This is a genomic window from Williamsia sp. Leaf354 (genome assembly GCF_001424365.1).
In the GTDB taxonomy this organism is placed as follows: domain Bacteria; phylum Actinomycetota; class Actinomycetes; order Mycobacteriales; family Mycobacteriaceae; genus Williamsia_A.
This window is the reverse complement of the sequence record NZ_LMPL01000002.1, coordinates 316,242-334,848: the sequence shown is the minus strand read 5'-3', so window position 1 is coordinate 334,848 and position 18,607 is coordinate 316,242. Positions and strand designations below refer to the sequence as shown.

The window sequence follows — 18,607 nt, the reverse complement described above, 5'->3', positions numbered from 1 at the left end:
CGATCGTGGCCACCCGCAAGCCGCTCATCGCCGGCAACTGGAAGTGCAATCTCAACCACCTCGAGGCCATCGCCCTGGTGCAGAAGATCGCGTTCGCGCTGCCCGCGAAGTACTTCGACAAGGTCGACGTCACCGTCATCCCGCCGTTCACCGACATCCGGAGCGTGCAGACCGTCATCGACGGCGACAAGCTGCTTCTCACCTACGGGGCGCAGGACCTCTCCGAGCACGATTCGGGCGCGTACACCGGTGAGATCAGTGGCGCGTTCCTGGCCAAGCTCGGATGCACCTACGTCGTGGTCGGGCACTCCGAGCGACGCACCCTCCACGCCGAGACCGACGAGGTCGTCCTCGGCAAGGCCACGGCCGCGTTGCGCCACGGCCTCACTCCGATCGTGTGCATCGGCGAGGGGCTCGAGATCCGCGAGGCCGGCGATCACGTCTCGTACAACGTGGAGCAGCTCAAGGGTTCGCTGGCCGGGTTGACCGCCGAGCAGATCGCGAAGGTCGTCATCGCCTACGAACCGGTGTGGGCCATCGGAACCGGCAGGGTGGCGAGTGCGGCCGACGCCCAGGAGGTGTGCGCGGCGATCCGTTCGACGCTCGCCGAGCTGGCCGACGCCGAGGTCGCGGCATCGGTGCGGGTCCTCTACGGCGGCTCGGTGAGCTCGAAGAACGTCGGTGAGATCGTCGGTCAGACCGATGTCGACGGTGCCCTCGTGGGCGGTGCGTCGCTCAAGTCCGACGAGTTCGCGACCCTCTCGGCGATCGCCGCCGGTGGGCCCCTGCCCTGATCGGGGCCGATCACCACGTAGACTCCCATTGCGTTCGCGGCATCCGCCGTGCTCGCGTGACGACCAAAGGACCCTCGGCAGTGAAGCTCGTCTTGGACATCGGATTGGTGATCACCAGTGTTCTCATGGTGGTCCTCGTGCTGCTGCACCGCGGCAAGGGTGGCGGCCTGTCGTCGCTCTTCGGTGGCGGCGTCCAGTCGAGTCTGTCCGGGTCGAGCGTCGTCGAGCGCAACCTGGACCGCCTGACGATCTTCGTCGGCATCATCTGGTTCATCTTCATCCTCGGCATCGGCCTGGACATCAAGCTCTCCTGACCGACGACGCGCCACTCGGACTGCCGTCGCAGGCGGGACGCGCGATACTGGTGGGATGACGGAACAGTCCGCGATGACGGAACAGGGCAGGGCACCAAGCGGTCCCGAGTCGACCACCCCCTCCGAGACCTTCGCTGCGCCGTCGGACGCACCGGTCACCTCGACCGCCACCGGGCGCGCGGCCACCGAACCCCTGCGTGAGGACATCCGCCTGCTCGGCGGACTGCTCGGCGACATCGTCCGCGAACACGCCGGCACCGAGATCTTCGATCTCGTCGAGCGAGCGCGCGTCGAGTCGTTCCGTGTCCGCAGGTCCGAGATCGACCGTGGTGAGCTCGCCGACACCCTCTCGGGCGTCGATGTCTCCGAGGCGATCCCGGTGATCCGGGCGTTCAGCCACTTCGCGCTGCTCGCGAATCTCGCCGAGGACATCCACCGCGAGCGGCGACGCGCCGTCCACGTCCGCGCCGGGGATCCTCCGGTAGCGAGCAGTCTCGCGGCCACCCACGCCAAACTCGACGCCGCAGGTCTCGACGACGCCGCCGTGGGCAAGGCACTGGCCGACGCCGTGGTGGTCCCCGTGATCACCGCGCACCCCACCGAGACCCGACGTCGGACGGTGTTCGAGACCCAGCGCCGCATCACCGACCTCATGCGCTTCCGTGGTCGCACCGAGCTGACGCCCGCCGAGGACGACGAGGTGGTCGCCGGACTGCGGCGCCAGATCCTGACGCTGTGGCAGACGGCCCTCATCCGACTCGAGCGACTGCGCATCGAGGACGAGATCGAGGTCGGGCTTCGCTACTACGACGCGGCGTTCTTCGAGGTGATCCCCGCGATCAACGCATCGTTGCGGGCCGATCTCCGCACCCGGTACCCCGACGCCGGTCTCGGCGACGACCCCATCCTGCGGATGGGCTCCTGGATCGGCGGCGACCGCGACGGCAACCCGTTCGTCACCGACCGGATCGTGGCGATGGCGACCGGCCGCGCCGCCCAGACGGCCCTGACCCATCATCTCGAGCAGTTGACGACCCTCGCCCAGGAACTGAGCATGTCGTCGCGCCTGGTGACGGTCAGTGACGCGGTCATCGAACTCGGCGGCGGTGACGAGGGCGATGTCGCGACCGACGAGCCCTATCGCCTCGCGCTGCGCCACATCCGTTCCCGCCTCCTGGCGACCGCTCGGCACCGGTTCGGCGACGAGGTCGCGCCGTTGGCCGATTCGTTCGTCGACACCGCCGCCGAGCCGTATGCGGTGGCCGCCGACCTGCTCGCCGATCTCGACGTCATCGACGCCTCGCTGCGTGACAACCGCGATTCGGCGCTCGCCGACGACCGGCTCCTGACCCTGCGGGAAGCGGTGCGCACGTTCGGGTTCCACCTCTCCGGGCTCGACATGCGGCAGAACTCCGACATCCACGAGGAGGTCGTGGGCGAGCTGTTGGCGTGGGCCGGTGTCCACGACGACTACGCGGGTCTCGACGAGCCCGCGCGCGTGGAACTGCTCGTCCGTGAGCTCTCCGACCGTCGACCCCTCATCCGGCCCGGCGCGGAGCTCGGTGAGCTCGCCGCGAAGGAGCTCGCCATCGTCACCGCGGGCGCGAAAGCCGTCGCCGACTACGGACCCGAAGCGGTCCCGAACTACATCATCAGCATGTGCACCTCGGTCAGCGACATGCTCGAGGCGATGATCATGCTCAAGGAAGCCGGACTGTTCGACCCGGGGTCGGCGGAGCAGGGGCCACGCTGTTCGGTACGCGTGGTGCCGCTGTTCGAGACCATCGAGGATCTGCAGCAGGGCGCGGCGACACTGCTCGCCGTGCTCGACGTGCCGCTCTACCGCGATCTCGTCGCTGCGCAGGGCGACATCCAGGAGATCATGCTGGGCTACTCCGACTCCAACAAGGACGGCGGCTACCTCGCCGCGAACTGGGCGCTCTACCGCGCCGAGCTCGACCTCGTGGAGGCCGCCGAGAAGTCGGGTATCCGCCTGCGACTGTTCCACGGCCGCGGCGGCACCGTCGGTCGCGGCGGTGGCCCGAGCTACGACGCGATCCTCGCGCAGCCGCCCGGCGCCGTGCAGGGGTCGCTGCGGATCACCGAGCAGGGTGAGGTCATCGCGGCCAAGTACGCCGAGCCGGTGCTGGCGCGGCGCAACCTCGAGACACTGCTCGCCGCGACCATCGAGTCGACCCTGCTCGACACCGAGGGGCTCGGTGACGCCGCCGACGGCGCCTACGAGATCCTCGACGACCTCGCCGCACGCGCACGGTCGGCGTACAGCGCGCTGGTCCACGACACCCCCGGATTCGTCGAGTACTTCACCTCCTCGACGCCGCTGTCGGAGATCGGTGCGCTCAACATCGGCAGCCGACCGGCCTCGCGCAAGCAGACCGAGAAGATCTCGGACCTGCGGGCGATCCCGTGGGTGCTGTCGTGGACGCAGTGTCGTGTGATGCTGCCGGGGTGGTACGGAACGGGTTCGGCGTTCGAGGAGTGGATCGACGGTGACGACGGGCGCCTCGAGACACTGCGCGGCTACTACCGGCAGTGGCCGTTCTTCCGGACGGTCATGTCGAACATGGCGCAGGTGCTCGCGAAGTCCGATCTCGGTCTCGCCGAACGGTATTCACACCTCGTCGCCGACGAGGAACTGCGTGCGCGGGTGTTCGGGATGATCGTCGACGAGCACCGCCGCACGACCGCGATGTACTTCGCGATCACCGAGTCCGACGACCTGCTGGCCGACAACCCGTCATTGGCCCGCTCGGTGTTCAACCGGTTCCCCTACCTCGAGCCTCTCAACCTGCTGCAGCTCGAACTGCTGCGCCGTTTCCGTGCCGGCGACGACTCCCCGCAGGTCCGTCGCGGGATCCAGCTGACCATGAACGGCCTCGCCACCGCGCTGCGCAACAGCGGGTAGCGGTTCGGGGTTCAGCGGGCGGTGAAGACCGCGAACACCTCGTGCAGTTCGTCGGCGTGCAGCGGCCCGAGCGCATCGCGGTTGTGCAGGAATCCGATGCCGGCGAACAGCAGTGCCGCCGCGCGGACCTCGGCCGTCCGCTGGTCGAATCCCGATTCGACGAGGGCGTCGCGGACCATGGTCACGACGAGACGGTCCATCGCGCGCACGGCATCGGCGACCGTGGCGTCACTGCGTGCCCATTCACGCATCGCGACCTCCACCGCGCGGACCCGCTCGTCGAACAGCGTGCCGGCCATGGCGACGATCCGCTCGGCCGGTGGCAGCGAGCCCAGCTCGGTGACCCGCGCCATGTTCGCGGCCTGCAGTTCCTGCCACCGATGAGCGACGGCGACCATGAGCCCGTCGATGTCGGTGAAGTGCCAGTAGAAGCTGCCCTTGGTGACACCGAGTTGCTCACACAACCGGGAGATCTTGACCCCGGCGACGCCCTCGGCGACGAGCAGATCGAACGCCGCATTGACCCAGTCCTCGACCGTCAGGCGGGTGGAACGCGCCATCTACGCCCTCACAGGGGATGGGCGGCGTCAGGATCGAGCGACGACGCGGCGGGAGAGTCGAGGAACCACACGGTCGCCTCGCTGCCGTGGACGGCCGCACATGGCCACTGCCCGGCGTCACCACCCGTGATGCCGGCGGCGGCGGCCTCCGCCTTGTCCTCGCCGGCGACGAGGAACCAGACCTCCCGGGAGCGACACACCACCGGGACAGTCAGAGTGATCCGTCGCGGCGGCGGCTTGGGGGAGTCGTGCACCGACACGACGGTGTCGTCACGTTCGGCGAGGGCGGGGGTGTGGGGGAACAGCGAGTTGATGTGGCCCTCACCGCCCATGCCCAGCAGGTGGACGTCGAAGGCAGGGCTCGCCGCGCCGTGACCGGCATCGGAGAGCCATTGCCGGTACTGGCCGGCCGCGGCCTCGATGTCGTCGCCGAACTCGCCGTCCGAGGGCGCCATCACGAACACCCGCGACGCGTCGACGGGGACGTGGTCGAGGAGGGCGTCGGACAGCTGCTTGTGGTTGCGCTCGTCGTCGGCGCCCGCGACGAACCGCTCGTCGCCGAACCACAGGTCGAGTCGGGCCCAGTCGAGCGGATCGTCGGCCGCCGATGCGGCGTTGTCGCGCAACCATTCCGCGATCGCGACGCCGTTGCTTCCGCCGGTGAGGACGAGCGACGCCGAACCGCGCTCGCGCTGCGCGGTCACCAGTGTCTGCACGAGGCGGGTGCCCGCGGCGTCGATCAGGGCGGCCTTGTCGTCGGCCACGACGACCTCGGGGACGGGAATCTCGACCGATGTCATGCCGACACCCCTTCTGCCGACTCGCGGCTGATCTGCGCGGCGCCCTGGAGCGCCAGGTGGTACACCTCGTCGGGATCGAGTCGACGGAGTTCCTCGGCGATGCAGTCGCGCACACCGCGGGTGCTCATCGCGACGCGACCGTCGGGCTTGCCGGGGTTCGACAGCACGGCGTTGTTGTTGCCGTCGACGGCGAGGACCAACGGCCCGCTCGCCCGCTCGAGGCGGACCTCGAAGCTGCCGATGTGCCGCTGGGTGTCCACGCCGAGCTGTGCGCGCAGCCATCCCGCGAGCAGGTCGATCGACGGCGAACGATCGGGTCCGCTCACCACGACACGCTCGACCGGCTCGTGCGGGGGTCGGTCGAGGGCGGCGGTGAGGATCGCGCGCCAGTACGTGATCTGTGCCCACACGAGGTCGGAGTCACCCGGTGCGTAACCGGCGAGCCGCTCGCCGAGGATCGTGTTCGGGTCGTTCGCCTTCGCCGCATCGGTGATGCGACGGGTGCCCAGGCGCCCCACCGGGTCGGCGGCGGGCTCGCTGGGCGCCTCCCCGGGCCACCAGGTGACCACCGGGGTGTCGGGCAGCAGGAACGGCACCACGACGCTCTCGGCGTGCTCGGCGAGCTCGCCGTAGAGACGCAGCACCACCACCTCCGAGGCGCCGGCATCCCCACCGACGCGGATCTGGGCGTCGAGACGTGCTGCGGCAGCACGGTTCCCGAGCGACACCACGATCACGCGACAGGGATGCTCGCGGCTGGCGTCGTTGGCGGCCTCGATCGCGCCCTCGGTCGGCTCGCCCTCGTCGGCGCACACCACCAGGGTGAGCACCCGACCGAGGGTGACCGCGCCACCGGACTCGCGCATCTTCACGAGTTTCTTGCTGACCTTCTCGGTCGTCGTCGCGGGCAGGTCGAGAATCATCGGGAGTGTTCCTTCACGGGAGAAGATCGCGAGAGCTCTAGGGTCGACGCCACACGCGCCCGACGCGGGTCATCATGTCCTCGGCCGACCGTGGCCCCCACATCCCCGACTCGTAGGTGTCGGGGGTGCCCTGCGCGGCCCACGCCTGCAGCACCGGGTCGAGGATCTTCCACGACAACTCCACCTCGGCGTTGACGGGGAAGAGCGACGGCTCACCGAGCAGCACGTCGAGGATGAGGCGCTCGTAGGCCTCGGGGGAGGACTCGGTGAACGCCTGGCCGTAGCTGAAGTCCATGTTGACGTCGCGGACCTGCATGCTCGACCCCGGCACCTTCGACCCGAAGCGCAACGTGATGCCCTCGTCGGGCTGCACCCGGATGACCAGGGCGTTCTCGCCGAGCTCCTCGGTCATGGTCTTGTCGAACGGCAGGTGCGGAGCCTTCTTGAACACCAGCGCGATCTCGGTGACGCGACGGCCCAGACGTTTGCCGGTGCGGAGATAGAACGGCACACCCGCCCACCGACGACTGTCGACCTCGACCGCGATGGCCGCGAACGTCTCGGTGATCGAGTCGGCCGCGAAACCCTCCTCGTCGACCAGGCCGGGCACCGACTGGCTGCCCTGCCATCCCGGACCGTACTGACCACGGGCGGTGTTCAGTTCCAACGGCAGGATGTTGCGGGTCGCCGAGAGCACCTTGATCTTCTCCGCCTGCAACTCCCGCGGCTCGAAGGAGACGGGCTCCTCCATCGCGACCAGCGCGAGCAGCTGCAGCAGGTGGTTCTGGATCACGTCACGCGCGGCACCGATGCCGTCGTAGTAGCCGGCGCGGCCACCGAGCCCGATGTCCTCGGCCATGGTGATCTGCACATGGTCGACATAGTGCGAACTCCACAGCGGATCGAACAGCTGGTTCGCGAACCGCAACGCCAGGATGTTCTGGACGGTCTCCTTGCCCAGGTAGTGGTCGATGCGGAACACCGAGTCCTCGGGGAAGACACCGTTGACGACCGCGTTGAGCTCCTTCGCGCTGGCGAGGTCGTGACCGAACGGCTTCTCGATGACGACGCGACGCCAGTTGTCCCCGGTGTGCTGGGCCAGACCCGACCGCTGCAACTGCTCGCACACCGTCGGGAACGCCTTGGGCGGCACCGAGAGGTAGAACGCGTGGTTGCCGTCGGTGCCGCGTTGCTCGTCGAGATCGGCGAGTGTGGTCGCGAGCTGATCGAACGCCGCGTCGTCGTCGAAGGCGCCCTGCACGAAGCGGAAACCCTCCGACAACCGCTCCCACACGTCCTCACGGAACGGCGTGCGGGAGTGGTCGCGCACGGCGTCGTGGACCACCTGACCGAAGTCCTGGTTGTCCCAGTCGCGCCGGGCGAAACCCACCAGGGCGAAGCTCGGCGGGAGCAGACCGCGGTTGGCGAGGTCGTAGACCGCAGGCATCAGCTTCCGCTTGGCGAGGTCGCCGGTGACGCCGAAGATGACCAGGCTGCACGGACCCGCGATCCGGGGCAGCCGCTTGTCGCGGCTGTCCCGGAGCGGGTTCGCCCAGCCGGTGTCGGTGGCTGCCGTCACCGGTGTCAGCCCTTGGCGGCGTCGAGTTGCTCGGTGGTCGCGTCGAGCAACTCACCCCACGCCTTCTCGAATTTCTCGACGCCCTCGTTCTCGAGGGTGAGGAAGACGTCGGTGAGATCGATGCCCAGCGCGGAGATCGCGTCGAACACCTCCTGCGACTCGGGTCCCCGGCCGACGAGAGATTCGGTGTCGACGGTGCCGTGGTCGGCGAAGGCGTCCATCGTCTTCTCCGGCATGGTGTTCACGGTGTTCGGGGCGACGAGGTCGCTGACGTACAGCGTGTCGGAGTAGTCGGGGTTCTTGACCCCGGTCGAGGCCCACAGCGGACGCTGGGGACGCGCACCGTCGGACAGCAGACCCTGGAACCGGGACTCCGTCTCGAACACCTGCTGGTAGGCGACATAGGCCAGACGCGCGTTGGCCAGCGCCGCCTTGCCCTTGAGTTCGGTCGCCTCCGGGGTGCCGATCGCGTCGAGCCGGGAGTCGATCTCGGTGTCGACACGCGAGACGAAGAACGACGCGACCGAATGGATCGTCGAGACGTCGTGTCCGGCGGCCTTCGCGGCCTCGATGCCCTCGAGGTAGGCGTCCATCACCGCGCGGTAGCGCTCGACGGAGAAGATCAGGGTCACGTTGACGCTGATGCCCTCGGCGAGGGTCCTGGAGATCGCGGGGATCCCGGCCTCGGTGGCGGGGATCTTGATCAGCAGGTTGGGCCGGTCGACGATCTTCCACAGCTCGATCGCCTGGGCGGCGGTCTTGTCGGTGTCGTGGGCCAGACGCGGGTCGACCTCGATCGACACCCGCCCGTCGACACCGTTGGTCGACTCGTAGACCGGCGCGAAGATGTCACAGGCGTTGCGGACGTCGTCGGTGGTGACGGTGCGGATGGTGGCGTCGACGTCGGCGCCGCGGGCGGCGAGTTCGTTGATCTGCTCGTCGTAGCTGTCACCGGCCGACAACGCGGCCTGGAAGATCGACGGGTTGGTGGTGACACCGACCACCGACTTCGTCTCGATCAGCTCGGCGAGGTTGCCCGAGGAGATGCGCTCGCGCGACAGGTCGTCGAGCCACACCGACACACCGGCCTCGGACAGGTTCTTCAGGTTCTGGTTCTGGGCCATTTTGGTCATCCCTTCGCGTTCGTGATGGAGCGCTGAGCAGCCGCGACGACGGCGTCGGCGGTGAAGCCGTACTCGCGGAACAAGGTCTCGGCGTCAGCGGACTCGCCGTAGTGCTCCAGCGAGATGATCTCGCCGGCGTCGCCGACGAGCTTGTACCAGGGCATCGCGATGCCGGCCTCGATGGAGACGCGCGCCTTGACGGTCGGCGGGATCACCTGGTCCTTGTAGTTCTGGTCCTGGTCGGAGAACCACTCCACACAGGGCATCGACACAACCCGCGCGGCGATTCCCTGCTCCTCGAGCTTCTTGCGTCCCTCGACCGCGTACTGGACCTCGGACCCGGTGGCGATGATGACCACCTCCGGCGCTCCGTTGGCCGCGTCGGCCAGGACGTATCCGCCCTTGGCGACACCCTCGGCGCTGGTGCCCTCGAGGATCGGCACACCCTGACGGGTGAGGGCGAGGCCGACCGGACCGCTGCTCGACGAGCGCGCGATCACCGTCTTCCACGCGTATGCCGTCTCGTTGGCGTCACCGGGACGCACCACCGACAGGTTCGGGATGGCGCGCAGCGCCGCGAGGTGCTCGATCGGCTGATGGGTCGGGCCGTCCTCGCCGAGTCCGATGGAGTCGTGGGTCCACACGTAGATCGGGTCGATGTCCATCAGCGACGCGATCCGGACCGCCGGACGCATGTAATCGGCGAACTGCAGGAACGTGCCGCCGTACGCGCGTGTCGGGCCGTGCAGCACGATGCCGTTGAGGATCGACCCCATCGCGTGCTCACGGATACCGAAATGCAGTGTGCGGCCGTAGGGTTCGGCGTCCCAGTCGTCGGTGGAGATCGACGTCGGGCCGAACGACTTCGCGCCGTCCATCGTGGTGTTGTTCGATCCGGCGAGGTCGGCGGAACCGCCCCACAGCTCGGGGAGGACCGGCGCGAGCGCGGTGAGCACCTTGCCCGACGCGGCGCGGGTCGCCGGCCCCTTGTCGCCGACCTCCCAGGTCGGCAGGACGTCGGCCCAGCCGTCGGGGAGCTCGTCGGCGGTGAGCCGGTCGAGCAGCGCCTTGCGATCGGGGTTGGCCGTCGCCCAGGCGTCGAAGTCCTTGCTCCACTGCGCGTGGTCGTCGCGACCGCGGGCGACGAGCTCGCGGGTGTGGGCGACGACCTCGTCGGCGACGTCGAAGGTCTTGGTCGGGTCGAACCCGAGGATCTCCTTGGTGGCGGCGACCTCGTCGTCACCGAGCGCCGAACCGTGCACGCCGCCGGTGTTCATCTTCGTCGGGGCCGGGTAGCCGATGATGGTGCGCAGGAGGATGATCGACGGCTTGTCGGTGACGGCCTTCGCGTTGGCGACCGCCTCTTCGATGCCGGTGACGTTCTCGCCGCCCTGCACGGTCTGCACGTGCCAGCCGTACGCCTCGTAGCGCTTGGCGGTGTCCTCCGACAGGGCGATGTCGGTGTTGTGCTCGATGGAGATCTTGTTCTCGTCGTAGAACAGGATGAGGTTGCCCAGCTGCTGGGTACCGGCGAGCGAGGACGCCTCGGAGGTGACGCCCTCCTCGATGTCGCCGTCGGAGGCGACGACGTAGATGTAGTGGTCGAAGATGCTCTCGCCGATCGCGGGCTCGGGATCGAACAGTCCACGCTCGCGCCGCGAGGCCATCGCCATGCCGACCGCCGACGCGAGACCCTGGCCGAGGGGGCCGGTGGTGATCTCGACGCCACGGGTGTGGCGGAACTCCGGGTGACCGGGGGTCTTCGACTTGAAGGTGCGCAGCGCCTCGAGGTCGGCGAGTTCGAGACCGAAACCGCCGAGGTACAGCTGTATGTAGAGGGTGAGGCTGGAATGCCCACACGACAGGACGAACCGGTCGCGGCCGAGCCACGCGGTGTCGTTCGGGTCGTGGCGCATGATCCGCTGGAAGAGGGTGTAGGCCAGCGGCGCGAGGCTCATGGCGGTGCCGGGGTGACCGGATCCGCACTTCTGCACCGCATCGGCCGCGAGCACCCGTACGGTGTCGACGGCTTTGGTGTCGAGATCGGTCCAACCCTCCGGATGTGACGGCTGGGTCAGGGCGCGGATCTCATCTGTCACTGCCACGATGTGCAAGTCTCCTGTGTCGGTCGCGTCGAGTGCGGAACGGAGTTGTCGCGGTCGGTGACCTGCGGTCCGTGGCACCGTGTGGTCACACCTGTGCCGACGGTCGCAGTGTGCGACGCGTAACTCCGTGCCCAAGCGTAGTCCGCAGGTCCGGCGCCCGGGCGGTCGCCGGGGTGTCGGATCGATGACCGTTGTCGGAGCGTCCAATTGTCGATCCGGATCGGTCGGCGTCTACCATTCCGTGTAGTAGACGAACGGGTGTTCACGTTCGTATCGAGTTCGACAGCCAGGAGCGTCAGTGGAGATGGGGCACAGCGTGGGCGGACACGGTTCCGCGGCCACCCGGCCCGGACTGTCACCCGGCATTCCCGAACCCGCGTCGGGGGCCGGTCGCCTCCGGCAGATCGTGTTCGCGTACATCGCGCTGACCAAGCCGCGCGTCATCGAGCTCCTGCTCGTCGCCACGGTCCCGGTGATGCTGTTGGCCGACCGCGGGTCGATCGACATCGGTCTGATCGCGGTCACCCTCGTCGGCGGGTGGTTGGGTGCGGCGAGCGCCAACACCCTCAACATGGTGATCGACCACGACATCGACCAGAAGATGAAGCGCACCGAGCGGCGCCCGCTGGCGCGGCACGCGGTGTCGCGCATGCACGCCCTCGTCTTCGGTCTCGTCCTCGGCGTGGCCTCGTTCGCCGTCCTGTGGACCTGCGCGAACCTGCTCTCCGCACTGCTGGTCACCGCGACGATCGCGTTCTACGTCTTCGTCTACACGATGATCCTGAAGCGCCGTACCTGGCAGAACGTCGTCTGGGGCGGCGCGGCGGGCTGCATGCCGACACTCGTCGGCTGGGCCGCGGTCACCGGGTCGCTCAGCTGGCAACCGGTCGTGCTGTTCCTCGTCATCTTCTTCTGGACTCCACCGCACACCTGGGCGCTGGCGATGCGCTACAAGGAGGACTACAAGGCGGCCGGTGTCCCGATGCTGCCGGTGGTCGCCACCGAACTCCACGTCGCCAAGCAGATGGTCTATTACACCTGGGCCACCGTCGCCTCGACGCTCGTCCTCGTGTGGGCCACCGGGCCGATCTACGCGGTCGTCGCGATCGGTGCGGGCGCATGGTTCCTGCGGGCGGTCCACAAGCTCCTCGCCGCGACCCGTCGCGGTGAACCGATCACCCCGCTCAAGGTCTTCCTGCAGTCCAACGAGTACCTCGCCATCGTCTTCTGCGGCCTGGCCGTCGACTCGGTCGTGCACCTGCCGACCATCGCCACCTGGTTCTGACCCGCGGGTTCCTGACCCGCGGAGCGAGGTGTGTCAGGGGATGAGGACGATCGATCCCGTCGTTGCACGCCCGGCCAGATCGGTGTGAGCCTGCGCAGCCTGCGCGAGTGGATAGCTCGCGCCCACCCGCACCGACAGCCGCCCGTCGGCCACCGCGCCCATCACCTCACCGGTGCGCCACGCGAACTCGTCGGCGTCGGCGATGAAGTGCGCCAGCGTCGGCCGTGTGACGTGCAGTGAACCGAGTGCGTTGAGCCGTTGCACGTCCAGGGGCGGCACGGGTCCACTCGCCGCACCGAAGACCACGACCGTGCCGCGGATGCGAGCGGCGCGCAGCGACTGTTCGAACGTGTCGGCACCGACACCGTCGTAGACGACGGCCACCCCCGCGCCGTCGGTCAGGTCACGCACCTTCTCGGCCACGTCGTCGCCGTAGCGCAGGACATCGGTGGCACCGGCGCCGCGGGAGAGCTCTTCCTTGGCGTCGGTGGAGACCGTCGTGATCACCCGGATGCCCGCTGACGTCGCCAGCTGGGTCAGCATGAGCCCGACCCCGCCCGCTCCGGCATGAACCAGCACCGTGTCGCCAGTGGCCGGGTGGGCGCTTCCGTCGAGCAGATAGTGGGCGGTCAGCCCCTGCAGCAACACACACGCCGCGGTGGTGTCGTCGACCGAGTCGGGTACCGCCACGGCCCGATCCGCGCGCACCGTCACCTGCTGGGCGTAGGAACCCGACGCCTCGCACCATGCGACCCGGGTACCGACCCGGTCGTCGGACACACCCTCACCGACCGCGACGACCGTTCCCGCACCCTCGCTGCCCGGCACGTACGGGGGAGTGGAGGGGTACAGACCCGTACGGAAGTAGGTGTCGATGAAGTTGACGCCCACGGCCGCGACGTCGACGAGGAGCTCGCCGGGCCCGGCGACGGGACTGTCGACCTCGACGACCTCGAGGACCTCGGGACCGCCGTGCCGGGTGACGTGTATCGCTCGCATGCCTCCAGTTCTACCCGGCCACCACCGTGCACGACAGCGAGGGCCGCGTCGCCGCGGAACACGGGTCCGGGGTGCGGATATGCTCTTCGACATGGCGGATCAGAAGACGGACGAGACGACCACCACCGAGCAGGCAGGCGGCGAGGTGCGCATCGCGCGCGGCACGCTGGCCGCGGTCACCCGGTTCGTCCGGCGCAACGGTGGCAGCGCGAAGGCGGTCGTGGAGCCGGTCGGCGCCGACGGTGTGCGGGTGCTGCTCGTGGGCGACAACGGTGTGATGGGCGATCAGGTGGTCGACGACGTCGCCACCGCGAACGCACTCGTCGAACGCGTCGACGGACTCGAGATCTCGGAGTGGGATCGGGAATTGAGCTCGGTGGCCAATCCGCGCGACGGGCACCACGCCAAGATGGCGGGCTGGGTCGCGCGGACCTGAGCTCGGCTCAGTTCTCGACGACCTCGCCCAGTCCGGTCCGCTCGAGTCGCGTTCGGTCCGCCCCGCTCGTCGCGGCGACCTCCTCGACCCGTAGACGCGGGCGCATCGACACCCACAGGGCGGCGGTGGCCGCGACACACGCTCCGGCCCCGGCCACGTGGGCGACCACGAGTGCCTCGGGGATGCCGGTGACGTACTGGGTGAACCCGATGCCGGCCTGCACCACGATGAGCGCGACCACGACGTAGAGACGGTTGCGGACCCGTGCCGGCGCGCCCACGGCGGCCAGTCCGAACCCCAGGGCGACGATGAGCGCGAGATAGGCGACCATCACCTCGGCGTGGAAGTGGACGAGTGAGGTGATCGCGATCTCCAGGCGCGGTACCGGTTTCTCGATGCTCGCATCGCCGGCGTGGGGACCGGCACCGGTCACCATCGTGCCGGCGACGAGCAGCAGACCCAGGACGGCCGCGCTGAGCACGGTCAGCGCACGAAGCGGTTGGGGGACGACGGCGATCGCCTCGGTGTCGTCGGGTTCGCGCACCTTCTCGAGGAGCAGGACCGACAGCCACACCATCGCCATGGAGACCAGCAGGTGGATCGCGACCGTCCACCACAGCAGCCCGGTGAGGACGGTGAGGCCTCCGATGACCGCCTGCGCGACCGTGGAGAGCGGCATCAGCCAGGCGTAGACCTTCACCTCGCGCCGACGCCGTGCGCGGGTCACGGCGATGACGATCAGTGCGGCGGTCGCCACCACCGCGAAGGTGAGCAGCCGGTTGCCGAACTCGACCGCCTGGTGGAACCCGGCGACGTTGGTGTGCGGCGCCGGTGTGAAGCTGCCCGGGAAGCACTGGGGCCAGGTGGGACAGCCGAGACCGGAGGCGGTGACACGCACCACCGAACCGGTGACGGCGATGCCCGCCTGGGTGATGAGGACCGCGATGGCGACCCCGATCTGCGCACGCCGAGAGGGCATGGGGAGGAGGTCGACCAGCCGGACGAAACCGCGATAGAGCACGACCCGATCGTATAGAAGGGGCCGGTCGGAACGGCAATCCTGCGGCTGTCGTCTCGGCCACCCCGGCCCGCGGCCCGGGTGCGCCGCCGCGTCAGATGAAGCGGAACCAGCGGACGGCGGCGATTCCGGCGACGACGCCCCAGGCGATGAGCACGCCGAGTCCGACGTAGTCGATGGAGTGCTCGGTGGCCTGGTGCAGGGCCTCGCTCAACGCCCCGGACGGGATGGCACGGGCGATCCATCGCACGGCCTCGGGGACCCCGTCGCCGACGACCACGAGACTGCCGACGCCGATGAACACGAACCAGACGACGTTGGCCAGGGCGAGCACGATCTCGGCGCGCAGGGTGCCGCCCAGCAGCAGGCCCAGCGCCGAGAAGGTCATGGTGCCGATCGCGATGGCGACGGCGCCGAGCAGGAGCCCGGTGGCGCTGACGTCCCACCCGAACGCGAATCCGATGATCCCCAGGACGACGGCCTGCAGCACCACCACGATCGCGACGGCGATCGACTTGCCGACGATGACGCCCCACCGCGGCAGGGGTGTCGCGCCCAGGCGTTTCAGGGCGCCGTAACGGCGGTCGAACCCGACGGCGATGGCCTGTCCGGTGAACGCGGTCGACATCACCGCCACCGTCATGATGGCGGGCACGAAGCGGTCGGCGCGGCTCTCGGCGAAGGTCCCGATGGGCAGCAGACACAACCCGATCAGCAGGGTGACCGGGATGAACAGGGTCAGCAGGAGCTGCTCGCCGTTGCGCAGCAGCAGGATCAGCTCGATCCGCGACTGCGCGGCGACCATCCGCGCGATCGGCGCGGGTCGGGGATCGGGGCTGAACTGGCCGGGCTCGAATCGACCCGAGGTGGTGCTGCGGCCCGTGGTGCCGTCTGTGCGGGTCATCCGCGCAATTCCCGTCCGGTGAGGTCGAGGAAGACGTCCTCGAGGCTGCGGGTCTCGACACGCAGGTCGGTGGCGAGCACGTTGATCCGCGCACACCACGCGGTGACCGCGGCGAGGACCTGCGGGGTCACGGCGCCGGCGACGAGGTAGGTGCCCGGGTTGACCTCGCTGCAGACGTATCCCTCGGCCAGGATCGACTCGAGCAGCGTGAGATCGAGGCCGCGCGGCGCCCGGAACCGCAGTTCGTTCTCCGCGCCCCGGCTGGTGACCTCCTCGGGGGTGCCGTGCGCGACGATCTCACCCCGGTCGATGATCACGAGGTCGTCGGCGAGCTGTTCGGCCTCGTCCATGAGATGCGTGGTGAGCAGAACCGAGACGCCGTCCTTGCGGAGACGATCGATCAACTCCCACACCAGGATTCGTGCCGCGGCGTCGAGGCCTGCGGTCGGCTCGTCGAGGAAGACGAGCTCGGGGCGGCCGACCAGCGCGCACGCCAGGGCCAACCGCTGCTGCTGACCGCCCGACAGGCGGCGATACGGCGTGCGCTGGGCGTCGACGAGACCGAGCGTGCGCATCAACCAGTCCGGGTCGATCGGGTTGGCCGAGTAGGCCGCACAGAGCCTCAACATCTCGCCCGCCCGGGCACCGGGGTACGCGCCGCCACCCTGCAGCATGACGCCGATCCGCGTGCGCAGGCGGTCGTTGTCGGCGACCGGGTCGAGGCCGAGGACACGCACCTCACCGGAGTCGGCGACGCCGAACCCCTCGCAGATCTCGACGGTGGTGGTCTTGCCCGCACCGTTGGGACCCAGCAGGGCGAGAACCTGCCCGCGGTGGAGTTCGAGGTCGAGCCCGTTCACCGCGGTGACGTCGCCGTAGCGCTTGACCAGCCCTCGGACCTGCAGAGCCGGCGCGTCGCCGGTGGTGATCCCGGACACCCCCGACGAGGGGGCGAGCGGGGGGTTCGGCGGACTCTTCACAGGGCCAACACTATTCGTCGGCGACCCGCGGCCGCCAAACGGACTCTCGACGGTGGTCGCGCGGTCCGGCTCAGGAGACGCGCTCGGCGGCGGGCGTCGAGGCGCGGGCGGTGTCGTTCCCGGTGTCGTCCGGGGCCGGGGGGCCGACCTTCGGTGGGGTCGGTCGCTCGTCGCGCCGTCGTCGCTGCCACGGCATCTTCTCGAAGAACAGCGCCGTGAGCACCGCGGTCAGCAACACCGACGCGATGATCGCCTCGGCGAGTTGGAAGCCGCGCGTCCCCGCGCCGGTCGGGAGCACCACGACCGCGATGATGGCCGACACCGCGATGGCCGCGATCCGGAACCAGCGGCCGGTGGCCCACGCCGCAAGCGGGATGATCGCCCACAGCAGGTACCAGGCCTGCACGAACGGGAAGAACAGCACGAACGTCGCCATGGCGATACCCAGGGCGCCGAGGGGGTGGAGTCGGCCGGCGAGTGCGGCGAGGAGCCAGCGCACGATGAACAATCCGGCGATCAGCTGACCGACCGGCCGCGCGACGTCGAGCATCGCCTGGGTGTGGTCACCGAGACCGACGAGGACCCCGACGCGGCCACCGGTCACCGACAGCAGCGTGGGCATCGACATCCACGAGCGCACCACGTCGCCGGTGCTCAGAGTGGAGGTCCAGCCGAAACCGAGGCCGGTGCCCAGGCAGATAGACACGACGACGGCGGCGAGGATCGATGCGAGGACGCCTGCGGAGGCGGCCAGCGCCCAGAAGGACCGGCGCGATCGTTGCCACCATTCGGCTCGCGGCGCATGACGCAGCGCGGGCAGCGTCGCACCCCAGCGACGGGCGAGGGCGATGCCGACGAAACCGAACGCGAGCATCGAGGAGATCTTCACCATCGACGAGGCGGCCATGGTCGCCGAACCGGCGATGAGCAGCCATCCGGTGGCCGACGGCAACCACGTCCCGGCGCGGCGGAGGCGGTGTGGGCTGTCGATCGCGCGGAAGCACAGTTCGATGCCCGCGAGCATGAGGCCGAGCATCAGGGCCTCGTTGTGGATGCCGCCGACGAGATGCAGGATCAGCAGCGGGTTCATGGCGCCCAGCCACAGGGCGGCGACCGGCGACACCCCGCAGCGCCGCGCGAGACGGGGGAGCGCCCACACGATCAGCGCGACACCGGCCAGGGCGATGATGCGGTGTCCGAGGATGGCCGCCGACAGGTTGTCGCCGACGATGCCGGTGATGCCCTTGCCCAGCCAGAGGAACAACGGTCCGTAGGGCGCCGGGGTGTCGCGCCACAGGTTCGGCACCGACCGCGTGAGCACGTCGCCCACCCCCAGCCCGCGGACGGGACTCACCACGTAGGGGTCCATGCCGCGGTAGGCGATCGCGCTCTGGGCGAGGTAGGAGTAGATGTCCTTGCTGAGCATCGGCGGCGCGAGCACGATCGGGGCGATCCAGACCAGCAGGGTGCGGTCGGCCTGTCGACGGGTCATGCGGCGTTGCGGGGCGGTGCCCCCGACGACCTCGACGGTGAGCCGACCGACGGCGAACCGGCCCAGCATCAGCCAGGCGAGCACGAGCACGATGGTGCCGCCGATGGACAGGGTCAGCGCGGTGGTCCACATCCGCGACGGCAGCGACAGCAGTCGCATCCCGGCGATGGGGTTCTGGAGGACGGGCAGGGCGCCGGTGCCCAACGATCCGACGAGGATCAGGATGGATCCGACGGCGCCGAACAGTCGGATGCGGAGAAGGGTGCGACTCTCGACGGGGTCGAGGCCACCCACCTCGGGCTCGGAGCCGTGCAGGCGGGCCATGGTGACGCCGTAGTCGCCGGTGGTGTCGCGATCGGGTTTCGTCG

General features: G+C 69.3%; 16 protein-coding genes. 5 read left to right on the top strand and 11 right to left on the bottom strand.

Annotated elements, in window-relative coordinates; genetic code table 11:
* The first annotated feature begins 5 nt into the window (after positions 1-5).
* From tpiA to ppc, 3 genes are all read left to right on the top strand, one after another.
* Positions 6-794, top strand: a complete 789-nt coding sequence (gene tpiA / locus ASG12_RS09615) for a triose-phosphate isomerase (RefSeq protein WP_055788604.1) — start codon at positions 6-8, stop codon at positions 792-794.
* Positions 795-874: 80 nt separating this feature from the next.
* Complete coding sequence (secG, locus tag ASG12_RS09610; protein ID WP_045822693.1) at positions 875-1,108, top strand: preprotein translocase subunit SecG; 234 nt, start codon at positions 875-877, stop codon at positions 1,106-1,108.
* Between the two features lie 55 nt (positions 1,109-1,163).
* Complete coding sequence (gene ppc, locus ASG12_RS09605) at positions 1,164-4,034, top strand: phosphoenolpyruvate carboxylase (protein ID WP_235456492.1); 2,871 nt, start codon at positions 1,164-1,166, stop codon at positions 4,032-4,034.
* A gap of 11 nt (positions 4,035-4,045) precedes the next feature.
* Here ppc and ASG12_RS09600 read toward each other — a convergent pair whose 3' ends face one another.
* Genes ASG12_RS09600 through tkt form a run of 6 tightly spaced genes read right to left on the bottom strand, consistent with a single transcriptional unit; the run spans position 4,046 to position 11,125 of the window.
* Complete coding sequence (locus ASG12_RS09600; protein WP_055788600.1) at positions 4,046-4,594, bottom strand: TetR/AcrR family transcriptional regulator; 549 nt, start codon at positions 4,592-4,594, stop codon at positions 4,046-4,048.
* An 8-nt stretch (positions 4,595-4,602) separates the two neighbouring features.
* Positions 4,603-5,394 (bottom strand): 6-phosphogluconolactonase, encoded by a 792-nt coding sequence (gene pgl / locus ASG12_RS09595; RefSeq protein ID WP_055788598.1) that lies wholly within the window; start codon positions 5,392-5,394, stop codon positions 4,603-4,605.
* Positions 5,391-6,317: a glucose-6-phosphate dehydrogenase assembly protein OpcA gene (gene opcA, locus ASG12_RS09590; protein ID WP_045822696.1), complete on the bottom strand. Its 927-nt coding sequence runs from the start codon at positions 6,315-6,317 to the stop codon at positions 5,391-5,393. Before opcA ends, pgl begins: the two co-directional genes overlap by 4 nt.
* A gap of 37 nt (positions 6,318-6,354) precedes the next feature.
* The gene (gene zwf / locus ASG12_RS09585) at positions 6,355-7,896 is read right to left on the bottom strand and encodes a glucose-6-phosphate dehydrogenase (RefSeq protein WP_055788596.1); all 1,542 of its coding nucleotides are present in this window, start codon (positions 7,894-7,896) and stop codon (positions 6,355-6,357) included.
* Positions 7,897-7,901: 5 nt separating this feature from the next.
* Positions 7,902-9,020, bottom strand: coding sequence for a transaldolase (gene tal / locus ASG12_RS09580; RefSeq protein WP_055788593.1), 1,119 nt, complete (start codon positions 9,018-9,020; stop codon positions 7,902-7,904).
* A 5-nt stretch (positions 9,021-9,025) separates the two neighbouring features.
* Positions 9,026-11,125, bottom strand: coding sequence for a transketolase (gene tkt, locus ASG12_RS09575; RefSeq protein WP_055789441.1), 2,100 nt, complete (start codon positions 11,123-11,125; stop codon positions 9,026-9,028).
* A 304-nt stretch (positions 11,126-11,429) separates the two neighbouring features.
* On the opposite strand from tkt, the gene ASG12_RS09570 reads away from it, so the two are divergent.
* Positions 11,430-12,410 carry a heme o synthase gene (locus ASG12_RS09570; protein WP_082501893.1) on the top strand — a complete coding sequence of 327 codons (981 nt, stop codon included), beginning with the start codon at positions 11,430-11,432 and terminating at the stop codon, positions 12,408-12,410.
* Positions 12,411-12,443: 33 nt separating this feature from the next.
* Here the strand turns inward: ASG12_RS09570 and ASG12_RS09565 are convergent, their stop codons facing one another.
* On the bottom strand, positions 12,444-13,409 hold the full coding sequence (locus tag ASG12_RS09565; protein WP_055788590.1) for a quinone oxidoreductase family protein: 966 nt from the start codon (positions 13,407-13,409) through the stop codon (positions 12,444-12,446).
* A gap of 91 nt (positions 13,410-13,500) precedes the next feature.
* Here ASG12_RS09565 and ASG12_RS09560 point away from each other — a divergent pair, with 91 nt between their 5' ends.
* Positions 13,501-13,845 (top strand): hypothetical protein, encoded by a 345-nt coding sequence (locus ASG12_RS09560; protein ID WP_235456476.1) that lies wholly within the window; start codon positions 13,501-13,503, stop codon positions 13,843-13,845.
* 7 nt (positions 13,846-13,852) lie between these two features.
* On the opposite strand, the gene ASG12_RS09555 is transcribed toward ASG12_RS09560, so the two are convergent.
* From ASG12_RS09555 to mptB, 4 genes are all read right to left on the bottom strand, one after another.
* Complete coding sequence (locus tag ASG12_RS09555; protein ID WP_082501892.1) at positions 13,853-14,824, bottom strand: COX15/CtaA family protein; 972 nt, start codon at positions 14,822-14,824, stop codon at positions 13,853-13,855.
* A 133-nt stretch (positions 14,825-14,957) separates the two neighbouring features.
* Positions 14,958-15,767: an ABC transporter permease gene (locus ASG12_RS09550; protein WP_055788585.1), complete on the bottom strand. Its 810-nt coding sequence runs from the start codon at positions 15,765-15,767 to the stop codon at positions 14,958-14,960.
* Positions 15,764-16,705, bottom strand: a complete 942-nt coding sequence (locus ASG12_RS09545) for an ABC transporter ATP-binding protein (protein WP_055789435.1) — start codon at positions 16,703-16,705, stop codon at positions 15,764-15,766. Before ASG12_RS09545 ends, ASG12_RS09550 begins: the two co-directional genes overlap by 4 nt.
* 112 nt (positions 16,706-16,817) lie before the next feature.
* On the bottom strand, positions 16,818-18,563 hold the full coding sequence (gene mptB, locus ASG12_RS09540) for a polyprenol phosphomannose-dependent alpha 1,6 mannosyltransferase MptB (protein ID WP_082501891.1): 1,746 nt from the start codon (positions 18,561-18,563) through the stop codon (positions 16,818-16,820).
* Positions 18,564-18,607: the final 44 nt, after the last annotated feature.

Coding starts and splice junctions, on each gene's coding strand:
- ppc (WP_235456492.1), top strand. CDS start 1,164: ATGACGGAACAGTCCGCGATGACGGAACAGGGCAGGGCACCAAGCGGT.
- ASG12_RS09600 (WP_055788600.1), bottom strand. CDS start 4,594: ATGGCGCGTTCCACCCGCCTGACGGTCGAGGACTGGGTCAATGCGGCG.
- pgl (WP_055788598.1), bottom strand. CDS start 5,394: ATGACATCGGTCGAGATTCCCGTCCCCGAGGTCGTCGTGGCCGACGAC.
- opcA (WP_045822696.1), bottom strand. CDS start 6,317: ATGATTCTCGACCTGCCCGCGACGACGACCGAGAAGGTCAGCAAGAAA.
- tal (WP_055788593.1), bottom strand. CDS start 9,020: ATGGCCCAGAACCAGAACCTGAAGAACCTGTCCGAGGCCGGTGTGTCG.
- ASG12_RS09570 (WP_082501893.1), top strand. CDS start 11,430: ATGGGGCACAGCGTGGGCGGACACGGTTCCGCGGCCACCCGGCCCGGA.
- ASG12_RS09565 (WP_055788590.1), bottom strand. CDS start 13,409: ATGCGAGCGATACACGTCACCCGGCACGGCGGTCCCGAGGTCCTCGAG.
- ASG12_RS09560 (WP_235456476.1), top strand. CDS start 13,501: ATGGCGGATCAGAAGACGGACGAGACGACCACCACCGAGCAGGCAGGC.
- ASG12_RS09555 (WP_082501892.1), bottom strand. CDS start 14,824: ATGCCCTCTCGGCGTGCGCAGATCGGGGTCGCCATCGCGGTCCTCATC.
- ASG12_RS09550 (WP_055788585.1), bottom strand. CDS start 15,767: ATGACCCGCACAGACGGCACCACGGGCCGCAGCACCACCTCGGGTCGA.
- mptB (WP_082501891.1), bottom strand. CDS start 18,563: ATGGCCCGCCTGCACGGCTCCGAGCCCGAGGTGGGTGGCCTCGACCCC.